A 13,839-nucleotide genomic window follows, 5' to 3' on the forward strand; every position below is an offset into this window, starting at 1 on the left:
AGGGCGGATAGCCGCGCTCCTCGGTGTAGCTGTCGATAATAGCCGAAAGGTCGAGCCCTTCGCGCACCGTGTCACGGACGAAATGCGCCAGGTGACCGGGCGGCACGAACTCATGCAGCGAAGGCGGCAAAAGCCAGCCCTGATCGACATCCCAAGAGCGAAACACTTTGGCCATGAGCCAGTGAATCATCCCGAAGCCACCCCGTCCAGAGGATTACTCGGACGGGCTCCTAGATCATCGGACCGGATATCGTATCCAGTCCGATGATCTAACTCTTTGTCTTTGCATCGGCCTTCCCGAAAACCGCAATCCACTTTTCGGGCCGATGCTTTAAGAAGAGGCGTCGTGGTCGGACAGGCCCGACCATGACACTGATCGCTCCGAAGTGGGCCTCGAGAGCGGGGTCTATCCCTCGATCTGCCGTGCCTCTTCCGGCAGCATGATCGGMAYGCCGTCGCGGATCGGATAGGCGAGCTTGGCAGGGCGGCTGATCAGCTCCTGCCTTGCTGCGTCGTATTCGAGCGTGCTCTTGGTCACCGGGCAGACCAGGATCTCGAGCAGTTTCGGGTCGATCCGGGTGGCGGGCATGTCGCGTTCGGTCATGATCTCGTCTCAGTGCTTTCTCGGAAGATCGGCGAGCATGCCGGCTGCGACCATCAATTTCGGCAGGGACAGGCCCGACATCGTGATGGCCGAGACGGTCGCGCGGGTGCGATCGGCCTCCGCGCCACGCTCGGCCAGCCAGCCATCGAGGGTGTCGGATCCGGTTGCGCCCGAGGCGATCTCCTGAGTCAACCCGGCATGAGCATCGACCAGCGTTTCGATGGCGCGGTCGCGGGCCAGGCGCTCATAATCGTCGGTCGCCGGTACGGCTGCTGCTGCTGCCGCCAGGCTGGACAGGCCGAAGACCGAATCGGCGCCGAAATGAATCCGCGCCACCTCGGAAATCGACTGTTTGGTCCGGTCGGCGATGTCGACGATGTCGGTCGCCTGGGCAAGTGCGGGCAGGCTGGCAATCCGCGCAGCGAGGGTTTCGGGCACTGATTCCGAGACGAGAACGGCGATGCGGGCCGTACGCGCCTGGGCGGCTGCCTCGGGCAGCAGGCTGTCGAGTTCGCCGGCGAGTGCGGAGACGCCCCTCGCGTAATGCGCAACCGTTTGCTCGATGGAGCCCGGTTTGGCGACGCCCCGACGCAGGAACCAGCTCATCCGATCGGTGACGAGTTCCTGGGCCGCGGCATAGAGACCGATCTGGGTCTTGCCCGGGATCTTGGCGTCGAGCGCATCGATCGCCCCGTTCAGGGCGATCAGATCGAAGGAGTCACGCGCAATGGCGTAGGCCGCGGCGATCGCCGGTGCGTCGGCGCGTGTCTGGCCGGCCAGGGTCGAGACGATGGCCGGGCCGCCACGGTTGATGATGGCGTTGGCGAGCTGGGTTGCGACGATCTCGCGACGCAGCTTGTGGCTGGCAATCTCGGCGCCGTATTTGTCGCGCAGCGCCTTCGGGAAATAACGGGCGAGCTCGTTGTTGAGATAGAGATCGTCCGGAATGGCCGATTCGAGCAAGGCATCGTGCAGCGCGAGCTTGGCATAGGCCAGCAGCACGGCAAGCTCCGGCCGGGTCAGGCCCTCGCCGCGCTTCTCGCGCTCGGCCAGCACCATATCGGTCGGCAGGAACTCGACCGAGCGATCGAGGCGGCCCTGGGCTTCCAGCGTCAGCATCAGGCGACGCAGCGCGGGCGTTGCCGTCGCGCCCTGAGCCTCGGTCAGCGAAAGCGCCAGCGTCTGCAGGTAGTTGTTGCGCAGGACGAGGAGGCCGACCTCATCGGTCATGTCGACGAGCAGGGCGTTGCGCTTCTTCTCAGGCAGGCGCCCGTCGCGGACAGGGCCCGCGAGTGCGATCTTGATATTGACCTCGACGTCGGAGGTGTTGACGCCGGCGGAGTTGTCGATGGCATCGGTGTTGATCCTGATGCCGTTGCGGGCGGCTTCGATGCGTCCGCGCTGGGTGCAGCCCAGATTGGCGCCTTCGCCGACGACACGGGCCCGCAGATCGGCGCCCGCAATCCGGATCGCGTCATTGGCGCGGTCGCCGACCTGGGCATCGGTCTCGTCGGTGGCTCGGATATAGGTGCCGATGCCGCCGAACCAGAGCAGGTCGACCCGCGCCTTGAGGATTGCGGTCATCAGTTCGGGCGGGGTGACTTCCGCCTTGTCGAGATCAAGCAGCGCGCGCAGCACCGGGGAGAGTGGGATGCTCTTGGCCTGGCGCGAGAATACGCCGCCGCCCTTGGAGATCAGCGACTTGTCGTAGTCCTGCCACGAGGAGCGGGGCAGCGCGAACAGGCGCTGGCGTTCGGCGTGTGACGCTGCCAGATCGGGCTCCGGATCGAGGAAGATGTCGCGGTGGTCGAAGGCGGCCACAAGCCTGATCGCCGGCGAGAGCAGCATGCCGTTGCCGAAGACGTCGCCCGACATGTCGCCGACACCCGCCACCGAGAAGGGGGTCGACTGGATGTCGATGTCGATCTCGCGAAAATGCCGCTTCACGGCCTCCCAGGCGCCACGTGCGGTGATGCCCATCTTCTTGTGGTCATAGCCCTGGCTGCCGCCAGAGGCGAAGGCATCGCCGAGCCAATGTCCCTTCTCGATCGAAAGCGCGTTCGCGATATCGGAGAAGGTTGCGGTGCCCTTGTCGGCGGCGACGACGAGATAGGGATCATCGCCATCATGGCGCACGGTGTCGGCCGGCGGAATGACCGTCTCGCCGTCGAGATTGTCGGTGAGCTCCAGCAGGGTGCGGACGAAGATGCGGTAGCTCTCGGTGCCTTCCGCGATCCAGGCCTGGCGATCACTCGCCGGCGGCAACTGCTTGGGGAAGAAGCCGCCCTTGGCGCCGACCGGAACGATCACGGCGTTCTTCACCTGCTGAGCCTTGACCAGGCCCAGCACCTCGGTGCGGAAATCCTGCGGCCGGTCGGACCAGCGCAGGCCGCCGCGCGCGACCTTGCCGAAGCGCAGGTGCACACCCTCGACGCGGGGCGAATAGACGAAGATCTCGTAGAGCGGATGCGGCAGCGGCAGATCGTCGAGCCTGGCGCATTCGAATTTCAGTGAGATCGTGCTGCGCGGATAGCCATCCGGGCCGATCTGGAAGAAATTGGTGCGCAGCGCCGCTTCGATCAGGTTGACCAGGCGCCGCAGAATGCGGTCCTCGTCTAGGCTGGTGACGTCGTTGAGCGCGGCTTCGATGCTGTCACGCTCGGCCTGCATCGCCTTCTCGCGCTTGCTCGCATCGAAATGCGGGTCGAATTTGGCGACGAAATAGGCGATCAGCTTCGAGGCGATGCCGGGGTGTCGGGTCAGCGCATCGGCGATGTAGTCCTGGGCGTAGGGCGCGCCGACCTGCCTGAGATAGCGCCCGAGCGCACGCAGCAGCGCCGCCTCGCGCCAGGCGATTCCGGCGGCAAGGACGAGCTGGTCAAAACGGTCCGATTCCGCCAGCCCACGGAACTGGGCCATCAGCGCTGCTTCGATCGTCGGATCGAGGCGGGCGACATCGATTTCGCCTCCGCCGGCACGCTCAAGCGTCATGTCGTGCAGCCAGACACGGGCGGCCTCAGGCGCTTCAACTCCATTGGCTGCCGGCGTCAGGTTGAAGGTCCGCTCGTTGACGACGCGGAAGCCCATGTTCTCGAGCACCGGCACGCGGGCGGAGAGGGAGATCGGCGAACCACTCGAGAAGACCTTGAGATTGGCCCGCGCCGCGGTATCGCCCTCGCGGCGATAGAGATTGACCGCGCGCGACCGCTCCGGGGTGAGCTTCTGCAGCATGTCGATGTCTTCGAGCGCATCGGTTGCCGAGAAGCGCTCGCGATAGGCCGCGCCAAAGGCCTCGGCATAGCGCTCGGTCAGCGACCGCGCTGCCGGGCCCGCCTTCTGCTCGTCGAGAACGTCCTTGAGGCCATCCGCCCAGGTTCGGACGATCGCAGCAATGCCGGCTTCCAGCGTGGCGCGATCGACCCTTGGTGTGCGGCCTTCGTCGCGGCCGATGATGTAATGGGTGCGGGACAGCGGGCCTTCCGGATAGGCCGGGTAAGCGGCCGACAGGCGCCCCTCATAGATCCGCGCCAGGAATTCGCCGACGCGACGGCGGACCTGCGTGTCGTAGCGATCCTTCGGAATGAAGACGAGGATCGAGACGAAGCGGTCGAACTCGTCGACCCGGGCCAGCGCGCGGATGCGCGGGCGCTCGGTCAGCTGCAGGATATCGAGCGCGAAGCGTTCGAGTGTCTCGCCGTCGATCTGGAAAAGCTCGTCGCGCGGAAAGGCATCGAGCACGTTGAGCAGCGCGCGGCCGGAATAGCTCGCCGCGTCGAAGCCCGTGTTCTTGGCGACGCGCGCGACCTTGAGCCGCAGATAGGGAATGGCGCGGGCGCTGCCCGTATAGGCATTGGAGGTCAGCAGGCCGACGATGCGCATCTCGCCGTCGAGATGGCCATCAGGTGTGAACAGCTTGACGCCGATATAGTCGAGATGGACGCGGCGATGCACGCGGCTCTTGACGTTGGCCTTGGTGATGATCAGCGCCTGCGGTTTGGCGAGGAAGGCGCGAATCTCCGGCGTCATCACCACCATTTCGCGATTCTTGCGCAGCATGCGCACGGAGGGATCGCGCAGGATGCCGAGACCCGAGCTGTCGATCGGGTCGGCAGCCGCATCACCGCCCGGGAAACGGTAGGCTCGAATGCCGAGAAGCGTGAAATTGTCGCCGGCGATCCATTCGAGGAATTGCAGGGCCTCAGCGACCTCGTCCTCGGCAAGCGGGGGCGGGTTGGAGCGATAGGCTTGAATCACCTCGGTGATTCGCCCGCGCATGGCCGCCCAATCGTCGACCGCTAGGCCGACATCGACATAGACCCGCTCAAGACCGGTCTTCAGGCGCTCGCGCGCCTCGGGCGTGTCGATACGGTCGAGATGGATATGGATCAGGCTTTCGCGGCGAGCGCCTTCCGGAGCCCGTCCGGTCGCTTCGCCTGCAAGCGAGTGAAAAGCGCCGTCGGCATCGCGCACGACCGCCAGGATGGGGTGGGCGACGAGGCGAGGCTCGTAACCCTGCTCGGTCAGCTCAGCCAGCGTCGAATCGAGCAGGAAAGCCTTGTTATCGTTCACGACCTCGAGAATCGTGATCTGGCGTTCGCGGCCATGCTCGCTGAACGCCTCGTCCCGGAAACGCAGATTCGGCGTGCCGGGCCGGCGCTTCGCGGTCAGATGCTTGTAGGCGGCGGCAGCGGCACGGGCGAGGAGATCCGGCGGGAGTGCGACGATATCTTCGGCAACGACGCGGCCATAGAGCAGCTTCGGAAACTCCGCCGGCATGCCGGTTCCGCTCTGGGAGGCTGCGGCCTCGACCGCGGCCAGAGCCTCGATCGTTGCATTCGTCACTCGTTTAACCATCCCCAGAACCCTCAGTTATTTTGCCGCAGCGATGACATAGGCTGCGGCGCCTTTCAACTTTCGTCGCATCATGCACACGAACAAGGGCGCCCGTGCGAACATCGCGGCAGATCCTGTCGAAAGTTCAACCCCGCCGACACATCAGGAAACGGACCATGTCGAACAAGCATGACAAATCGAAGGTCGGAGAGCTTCCGACTCGGCAGGATGAGTCGCCAAGGGTGATGGCGCTGGCGTTGCCGGAAGTCGAACTGTCGGCCGAGAATCGGGCCTATTTCGCCAAATGCCAGGAGAAGCTCGGCTTCGTGCCGTATGTGCTGCTGGCCTACGCCCATGACGATGCCAAGCTCACGGCCTTCGCCGCGTTCTACAACGACCTGATGCTCGGCCCTTCGGGTCTCTCCAAGCTCGAGCGCGAAATGATCGCCGTCGCCGTGTCGAGCGTGAACCGTTGCTATTACTGCCTGACGGCACATGGCGCCGCGGTCCGTCAGCTCTCGGGGGATCCGGTGCTCGGCGAGCTGATGGCCATGAACTATCGCGCTGCCTCGCTCTCGCCCCGCCATCGTTCGATGCTCGATTTTGCGGTGAAGCTGAGCGAGACGCCCTATCTCGTCGAGGAAGGTGATCGCGAGGCGTTGCGGGCGGCGGGATTCGGCGAACGTGACATCTGGGATGTCGGTGCGGTCGCTTCGTTCTTCAACATGTCGAACAGGATGGCCTCGGCCGTCGATATGCGGCCAAATGCCCAGTATCACGGACAAAACCGCTGAAGAGCCTGCATTTTCGCCAAAAGAAAACGGCCAGCGGAAACCGCCAGCCGTTGAGGTAGCCTCGAACCGATAGGCCCGACCTCACCAAGCCCGGGGGGCTGGGGGGCTGACGTATCCGGAACTCAATGAGGCCGGGCCGTCGAGGCAACGAGGGGAGTTGAGCCCGGCAACTTGGCCATCGCTTGGCGCGTTCGCGGCGAAAATGCGGCGTGGCTGACGAAGGCGTGATTCTTTTCGGCCTGCCTCGATCTCTTGCCAGCGCAGCATCCGGGGCGCATCATCCTGCCCAACGGGAAGTGCGATCGGGCCCTGCTCGACCGCCGATCGGGAGGCGCTATGAGCGAAAGCGAAACGCCGCAATCGCACGGGGCCGGGGCGGTGGTTGCCTTCCCCGGTCCGGCCAAGCCGGCGGCCGTTACTTTTGATCGCCGGGAACTCTCTGAGCTTCTCAATCTCTACGGCCGGATGGTCGCTGCCGGCGAATGGCGCGACTACGCCATCGATTTCCTGAAGGACAAGGCACAGTTCTCGGTTTATCGCCGAACCTCCGAGGTCCCGCTCTACCGGATCGTCAAGGATCCCGCCCTTGCCAAGCGCCAGGGCGCGTACTCGATCGTCGCGGCGACCGGGCTGATCCTGAAGCGCGGCTCGGATCTCAGCCGTGTCCTGCGGGTGGTCGACAAGAAGCTCAGCGTGGTGAGTTGAGGGGCGGCGCGGTTCGGTTGCCGTCGCCGATTTCCTTCTGCATCAGCATCTGGTCGAGCCAGCGGCCGTGCTTGTAGCCGACGGCCCTGGCGACCCCGATGAGCGCGAATCCGGCGTGTTCATGCAGCCGGCGCGAGGCGGCCGAGGCGCCGTTCCCATCGCCAATGACCGCGACCATCTGCCGGAAGCCCCTGACTTCGCACGCGGCGATCAGCGCGCTCAGCAGAGCGCGGCCGATGCCGAAGCCCTGTGCTTGCCGCGAGAGATAGATCGAGTCCTCCACCGTGCTGCGATAGGCCGGGCGCGGGCGATAGGCACCGGCATAGGCATAACCGAGCAGATCCTCGCCTCTGGTCGCGACGAGATAGGGATAGCCATCGGCAACGAGCGCCTCGAAGCGCCGCTGCATCTCGCCGGTCGAGGGCGGTTCAAGCTCCCAGGAGGCGGTGCCGTTCGAGACGGCATCGGCATAGATCGTGGTGATGACGGGGATGTCGTCGATGCGACCGTCCCTGATCGTGATGGGGTCCATCCGATCAAGATGGACCGCGAGGAACGCAAAAGAAAAGCCCCGGCTTTGCAGCCGGGGCTCGCTTGATCCGCAAGGCGGACGATCGATCAGCGACGATCGCCAAACAGCTGAAGCAGCATCTGGAACATGTTGATGAAGTTCAGGTAGAGCGACAGAGCGCCGTTCACCGAGAGCTTCGCAGCCGATTCGGCGTCCAGATCCGAGTAGAGAAACATCTCCTTCAGGCGCTGGGTATCCCAGGCGGTCAGGCCGGCGAAGACCAGCACGCCGATCGCCGAGATGGCGAAAGAGAGCGCGCTCGAGGCCAGGAAGATGTTGACCACCGAGGCGATCACCAGACCGATCAGGCCCATGATCAGGAAGGAGCCCATGCCCGAAAGCGACTTCTTCGTGGTGTAGCCGGCAAGGCTGAGCGCGCCGAAGGCGGCGGCCGTGATGAAGAAGACCTGAGTGACCGACGCGCCGGTGAAGACGACGAAGATCGAGGACATCGACACGCCCATCACCGCCGCGAAGGCGAAGAACATGGTGCGCGCGGTCGAGGAGCTCATGCTCTCGGCCTTGAACGAGAAGAAGAAGATGAAGGCGAGCGGGGCCAGCATCACAACCCATTTGAGCGGGCTGAGATAAAGGGCCTGGCCGAGCGGGGTCAGTGCGGTGATCTTGCCTTCCGCCGAGACGCCGCCGATCGCGAGCATGCTGATGCCGAGGGCGGCAAGGCCGGTGATGGCCAGACCGATCGACATGTTGTTGTAGACGCCGAGCATGAACGAGCGCAGGCCCTGATCCATCTCGACGGCGCTGGTCTGCTGTGCGCGGCCGGCACCCCAGACTGGAGCATTGCGGTCGAAGTTGCTCATAGAGCGATTTCCCTCACAGGTAGAATTCCGGGGCGGACATCGCCTCCGCGATCTCCACCATCGCCCAAAATCGTGGCGACAACGCGGAATATGAGGGGGATTGAGCGACCTTACAAGAGGCCGCCATGGTTAAGAGCGCCGCCTGAATAGATCACGGGCCCCAGAATGATGCAATGCGGCGAACGCTCCATGTCTATCTCGGAGGCAAGAGCGACAGTTCTCATAAATTCCGCAGATGAGAAGCTGGCGCCTTCGATAGTATTTTTAGGGTTCCGAACAATCCGAACAGGACGGTGACCATGATCGCGGCAGTCGCAGCGAGGATCGCGCCGGTTGGATCGCTGACGAATTCTATCTTCATCACTTGGGTGACGACCCCCCAGCCTGCCAATGCGCCGGCGACAACGCCGAACAGGGCGGAGACAAAACCTATTCCGGCATATTCGAGGGCGTACGACGAAAGTATGAAGCGACGTGTCGCGCCGAGCGTCTTCAGGATCATCGCGTCGTATAGCCGCGCATGCTGCCCGGCCGCGAGAGCGCCTGCCAGGACCAGCAGGCTGGAGGCGATCGCCAGGCCCGAGGCGCCGCGAATCGCGGTCGCGAGCTGGCTGACGATGGTGTTGACCGCTTCGAGCGCGTCCTTCACCCGCACGGCGGTGACCGATGGGAATTCGACCGCCAGCCGGCGCAGCAGCTGCGCATCGGCGCCGGCCGTCGCGTCGGTCCCGGAGGTGACAGTTGCGAGATTGGTGTGCGGCGCGCCGGCAAAGGTGTTGGGCGAGAACACCATGACGAAATTGATGCCGAGCGAGCGCCATTCGATGGTGCGCAGATTGGCGATCCGCGCCGTGATGTTGCGGCCCAGCACGTTCACGGTGACGCTATCGCCGACCTTGAGCCCAAGCCCGGCGGCGATCGGCGCATCGAAGGAGACGAGCGGTTCGCCGCGGTAGCCTGCCGGCCACCATTCCCCGGCAGTGATGATCGAGCCCTCGGGCATGGTTTCCGCATAGGTGATGCCGCGATCGCCATCCAGGACCCAGGCTGCCTGCTCGGAGGCCTTGATCTGCTCGGCACGCACGCCGTTGAGACTGGTGATGCGGCCGCGCATCATCGGGACGCGTTCGAGCGTGGCGCCTGGCCTCGTTTCGGCGATGAAGCTGTCAAAGCGCGCGCTCTGGCCGTTCGGGATATCGAGGAAGAAGAAACTCGGCGCCTTGTCCGGCAGCGACTGGGTCAACTGCCGGGTGAGGCTGACATCGATGAAGGCGAGCGCCGAGAGCAGGGCGACTCCGAGGCCCAGCGAGAGCACGAGCGACGGCGTCAATGCGCCGGGGCGATGGGCATTGGCGAGCGCCATCCGCAGGGCCGGGTTCCGCGGTCGCGGGCTGCGGCGAGCGAGAGCCATCAGACTCCAGGCGACGAGGCGCAGCAGCAGGAAGATGCCGGCGGCCACGGCGATATAGATCAGTGCGATGCGGCGGTCATAGGCGAAGGCGACCGCGACGCCGACGAGGCCGATGAGAGCCGCAAGGAAAACACCGAGATAGACCAGCCTGGGCCGGCGCAGATCCGGCTCGATCTGGTCGCGGAACAGGGCCGAGACTGGCACGTCATGCGCCCGGCCGAGCGGCAATATCGCAAAGACCAGCGCGGTCAGCAGGCCATAGAGCGCCGCGATCACCAGCTCTCCTGGCGCCAATGTCGGCTCGAAGGGCAGGGGCAGCAGGTCGCGAAGCGCATAGCCGAGCGCGAAGGGCGCGGCGGCGCCCAGCAGAAGACCGATCGCGATGCCAAGCGCCGCAACGATCATGACCTCGGTCAGATGGATCGCGACGACATGCCCGCCGGTTGCGCCGATCGCCTTCAAGGTCGCGAAATCGAGCTTCTTGGCCTCGACGAAGCGGCGCACCGCATTGGCGACGCCGACACCGCCAACCAGCAGGGCGGTCAGTCCGACCAAGGTCAGGAACTGCGTGAAACGCTCGAGATTGCGCTGAAAGCTCGGCGCGGCATTGGCGCGCGAGCGGATTTCCCAACCAGCGTCCGGCTGTTGGTGACCGGCATCGGCGGTGAGGCGCTCGAGGGCCGCATCATCGGACGCCGTGGGGGGCAGCGAGACGCGATAGGTCCAGCGCACCAGGCTGCCCGGCTGGAGCAATCCGGTGGCACGCAATGCGTCCTGGGACACCAGAAGACGAGGACCGAAGCCGACGCCCGACGCGATCTTGTCCGGCTCTGAGACGAGGCTGGCGCGCAATTGCACGCGCGCGCTGCCGACCGAGATCGTGTCGCCGATCTTCAGGTCGAGGCGACCAAGCAGCACGGGATCGGCAATGGCGCCAAAGCTGCCATTGCTCTGGGACAGCAGATCGGAAAGCGGGCCAGCCGGCTCGCTGACGACCTCGCCGATGCTCGGATAGGCGGAATCCACCGCCTTGAGCTCGATCAGGGCCGCGCCCTTGTCGCCGGCATTGGCCATGCCGCGCATCGTGGCGATGGTCGAGAGGGCGCCACGTCCTTCGAGAAAGCTCCGCTCGACGGCGGTGGCCTCGCGATGGATCAGGCTGAAGGCGACGTCACCGCCGAGAATGCGTCGCCCTTCGCGATGCAACCCTTCCGTCAGGCCGCGCGACGCCGAGCCGACGGCTGCGATGGCCATGACGCCGAGAGCGAGACAGGCGATGAAGACGCCGAAACCGCGCAGGCCACCACGCAGATCGCGCCAGGCGAGCCGCAGGGCGAGTGCCGGGCCAAAAGGGGAGCGGGGAGGGGTGGCAGCGGTGGGCTTGACCGGAGCGTGCATGGCGAGGGCTCAGGCGACGGCGAGATCGGCATCGGCTTCGATCCGCCCGGCGCGCAGGCGCACCGTCCGGTCGCAGGCCGCGGCAAGCGAGAGGTCATGCGTGACCAGCACGAGGGTGGCGCCCCGCTCGCGGCGCAGCGCGAAGATCAGATCGACGATCGAGCGGCCGGTGCTCTCGTCGAGATTGCCGGTCGGTTCGTCGGCGACGAGAATGGCCGGATCAGGCGCGACGGCGCGAGCGATCGCGACACGCTGCTGCTCGCCGCCGGAGAGCTGGGCCGGATAATGGTCCATGCGATCGCCGAGCCCGACATTGCGCAGCTCGGCTTCCGCCCGGGCGAACGCATCGTCTGCGCCCGCAAGTTCGAGTGGCAGAGCGACATTCTCGCGCGCCGTCATGGTCGGAACGAGATGGAAGGACTGAAAGACGATGCCGATCTGGCGCCCACGAAAAACCGCAAGGCCATCTTCCCCGAGCTGACCAAGATCCTGGCCCGCTACCTTCACCAGTCCGGAATCGGGTCGTTCGAGCCCGGCCATCGTCATCAACAGGGTGGATTTGCCTGATCCCGAAGGACCGACCAGCCCGGTCGCCTCGCCGGCAGCCAGTGACAAAGAAACGCCCTTCAGGATATGGACGCGGGCGGCTGCACGCCCCAGACTAAGATGGACATCCCGCAATTCGATCGCCGGGGCTGACTTATCACTCATCGCCACATGATCCTGTCTTCAATGCCATCGACGCCGTCCATCCGCATCGCATCGCGATGGGGATGGGGTCTCGGCGCGTTGCGCCCCGCCGCCCGATATGGGCGCGGTCGCGCGCTTGTCCAATCATTTGCCCGTGCTTTTTGCGCTGCGGCCTTTTGGCTGGCGCTTTTGATGCTCCTTCCGGTTTCAGCCATGGCACAAGCCCAGACACCGCGCCCGCTCAAGCTTGTCGTGCTGGGCGACAGCCTCAGCGCCGGCTATGGCCTGCCAGCGAGCGCGGCATTTCCGGCGGTGCTGGAGCAAGCCTTGCGCCAGAAGGGACATGCCGTCGATATCGCCAATGCCGGTGTCTCGGGCGATGTCGCCCAGGGGGGCCTCGAGCGGCTCGACTGGTCGGTGCCTGACGGGACCGATGGTGTGATTGTCGAGCTTGGCGCCAATGACGCGCTGCGCGGTTTCGATCCGGCGGTGACGGAAAAAGCGCTCGAGGACATCATCACGCGGCTGAAAGCGCGCGGTATCCCGGTGCTGCTGGCCGGGATGTATGCGCCGCGCAATCTCGGCGCGGAGTACACCGGCCGTTTCGACGGGCTGTTCAGGGCACTCGCCGAGAAACACGCGCTGGTGTTCTATCCGTTCTTCCTAGAGGGCATTGCGGGCGATCGTGCGCTGAACCAGCCGGATCTGCTGCATCCGACAGCCGAAGGCGTGCGCGTCATCGTCGAGCGGATTCTGCCGACGGTCGAGCGTTTCCTGGAGACCATCCGCTCGAAATCCTGATCCCTTCCGTTCCGGACCGATGCGCCGCCACGGAGCAGGGCGTTCGCATCATGCCGGTCGGCCCGAAAATCGCTTCCCACCCCATGAGCGCCCCTGCGCGCAATCTCCGGAGTTGTCTGACCATGCAATATCGCCGTCTTGGGCGCACCGACCTCCAGGTTTCGGTCATTTGCCTTGGAACCATGACCTGGGGCCAGCAGAACACCGAAGCCGAGGGCCATGAGCAGATGGACTACGCTCTCGCGCAGGGCGTGAATTTCTTCGATACGGCAGAAATGTACTCGATTCCGCCGCGGCCGGAGACGCAGGGCTCGACGGAGCGGATCATCGGCAGTTGGTTCAAGGCGCGGAAGAACCGCGACAAGGTCATCCTGGCCTCCAAGATCGTCGGCCGCTCGGCCAATGACTGGTTCCGGGACGATCGCGGACCGACCCGCATCAACCGCAAGCAGATCTTCGAGGCTGTCGACAAGAGCCTGAAGCGGCTTCAGACGGACTATATCGACCTCTACCAGCTGCATTTCCCCGAGCGTGCGATGCCGTGGGGCTCGAATCCAACGCGCTTCAACAAGGCCGCTTTCGAAACGCCCGATGGCGAGACGCCGATCGCCGAACAACTCGACGCCTTCGGCGAGATCGTGAAGGCTGGCAAGATCCGTCATCTCGGGCTCTCCAACGAGAGCGCCTGGGGCACGATGAGCTTCGTGCGCGATTCCGAAGCGCGCGGAGGGCCTCGCGTCCAATCGATCCAGAATGCCTACAACCTGCTCAACCGTACCTTTGAGACGGGGTTGGCCGAGATAGCGATGCGTGAGCAGGTCGGCCTGCTGGCCTATTCGCCGCTGGCCCAGGGCTACCTCACCGGCAAATATCTGGACGGTGCCAAGCCGGCCGGCGCGCGCTCGACGCTGTTCAATCGCGGCCAGCGCTACGAGGCTGTCGGCGCGGAAGATGCGGTGAAGCGCTATATCGCGGTTGCCCGCGAGGCTGGTCTGGATCCGGCGCAAATGGCGCTGGCCTACGTCAATTCGCGCCCCTTCGTGACGGCCAACATCATTGGCGCGACGACAATGGAACAATTGCGGGCCGATATCGGTTCGATCGATGTCGCACTTTCGCCCGAGGTCGAAGCAAAGATCGACGCGATTCACCAACTGGTCGGAAACCCCTGTCCCTGAAACCAGCGCGGCTCATGGCGGGGCGGGAGGGCG

At 64.9% G+C, this 13,839-nt stretch carries 10 protein-coding genes and 1 pseudogene; 4 read left to right on the top strand and 7 right to left on the bottom strand.

All coding sequences use genetic code 11. The annotated features are described in order from the left end of the window. The 3 genes and pseudogenes from AC1DW9_RS30980 to AC1DW9_RS30990 form a co-directional block, all read right to left on the bottom strand. Positions 1 to 175 (bottom strand): annotated as a pseudogene (locus AC1DW9_RS30980) (IS5/IS1182 family transposase); the annotation flags it as partial. 231 nt (positions 176 to 406) lie between these two features. Further along, a complete protein-coding gene (locus AC1DW9_RS30985) occupies positions 407 to 604 on the bottom strand; it encodes a Trm112 family protein (RefSeq protein ID WP_476855282.1) in 198 nt (65 codons plus the stop codon). Between the two features lie 9 nt (positions 605 to 613). Further along, positions 614 to 5,458, bottom strand: a complete 4,845-nt coding sequence (locus AC1DW9_RS30990; protein WP_476776987.1) for an NAD-glutamate dehydrogenase — start codon at positions 5,456 to 5,458, stop codon at positions 614 to 616. 224 nt (positions 5,459 to 5,682) lie between these two features. On the opposite strand from AC1DW9_RS30990, the gene AC1DW9_RS30995 reads away from it, so the two are divergent. Next, positions 5,683 to 6,231, top strand: a complete 549-nt coding sequence (locus tag AC1DW9_RS30995) for a peroxidase-related enzyme (RefSeq protein WP_441493328.1) — start codon at positions 5,683 to 5,685, stop codon at positions 6,229 to 6,231. A 336-nt stretch (positions 6,232 to 6,567) separates the two neighbouring features. Beyond that, on the top strand, positions 6,568 to 6,936 hold the full coding sequence (locus AC1DW9_RS31000) for a DUF2794 domain-containing protein (protein ID WP_113513467.1): 369 nt from the start codon (positions 6,568 to 6,570) through the stop codon (positions 6,934 to 6,936). Here AC1DW9_RS31000 and AC1DW9_RS31005 read toward each other — a convergent pair. The 4 genes from AC1DW9_RS31005 to AC1DW9_RS31020 form a co-directional block, all read right to left on the bottom strand. After that, positions 6,920 to 7,468, bottom strand: coding sequence for a GNAT family N-acetyltransferase (locus AC1DW9_RS31005; protein WP_441493294.1), 549 nt, complete (start codon positions 7,466 to 7,468; stop codon positions 6,920 to 6,922). The two genes, AC1DW9_RS31000 and AC1DW9_RS31005, sit on opposite strands and share 17 nt — an antisense overlap. 86 nt (positions 7,469 to 7,554) lie before the next feature. Then, entirely contained in the window at positions 7,555 to 8,328 is a 774-nt protein-coding gene (locus tag AC1DW9_RS31010; protein ID WP_476776988.1) for a Bax inhibitor-1/YccA family protein, read from the bottom strand. 220 nt (positions 8,329 to 8,548) lie between these two features. Next, a complete protein-coding gene (locus AC1DW9_RS31015) occupies positions 8,549 to 11,137 on the bottom strand; it encodes an ABC transporter permease (protein WP_441508238.1) in 2,589 nt (862 codons plus the stop codon). 9 nt (positions 11,138 to 11,146) lie between these two features. Further along, complete coding sequence (locus AC1DW9_RS31020) at positions 11,147 to 11,848, bottom strand: ABC transporter ATP-binding protein (RefSeq protein WP_069878613.1); 702 nt, start codon at positions 11,846 to 11,848, stop codon at positions 11,147 to 11,149. 192 nt (positions 11,849 to 12,040) lie between these two features. Between AC1DW9_RS31020 and AC1DW9_RS31025 the strand changes: the two genes are divergently transcribed. Both AC1DW9_RS31025 and AC1DW9_RS31030 read left to right on the top strand, forming a co-directional pair. Further along, positions 12,041 to 12,628: an arylesterase gene (locus tag AC1DW9_RS31025; RefSeq protein ID WP_441493297.1), complete on the top strand. Its 588-nt coding sequence runs from the start codon at positions 12,041 to 12,043 to the stop codon at positions 12,626 to 12,628. A gap of 122 nt (positions 12,629 to 12,750) precedes the next feature. Further along, complete coding sequence (locus AC1DW9_RS31030; RefSeq protein ID WP_441508239.1) at positions 12,751 to 13,806, top strand: aldo/keto reductase; 1,056 nt, start codon at positions 12,751 to 12,753, stop codon at positions 13,804 to 13,806. The last annotated feature ends 33 nt before the right edge of the window (positions 13,807 to 13,839 follow it).

Source organism: Allobosea sp. P4_E12 (assembly GCF_056401655.1).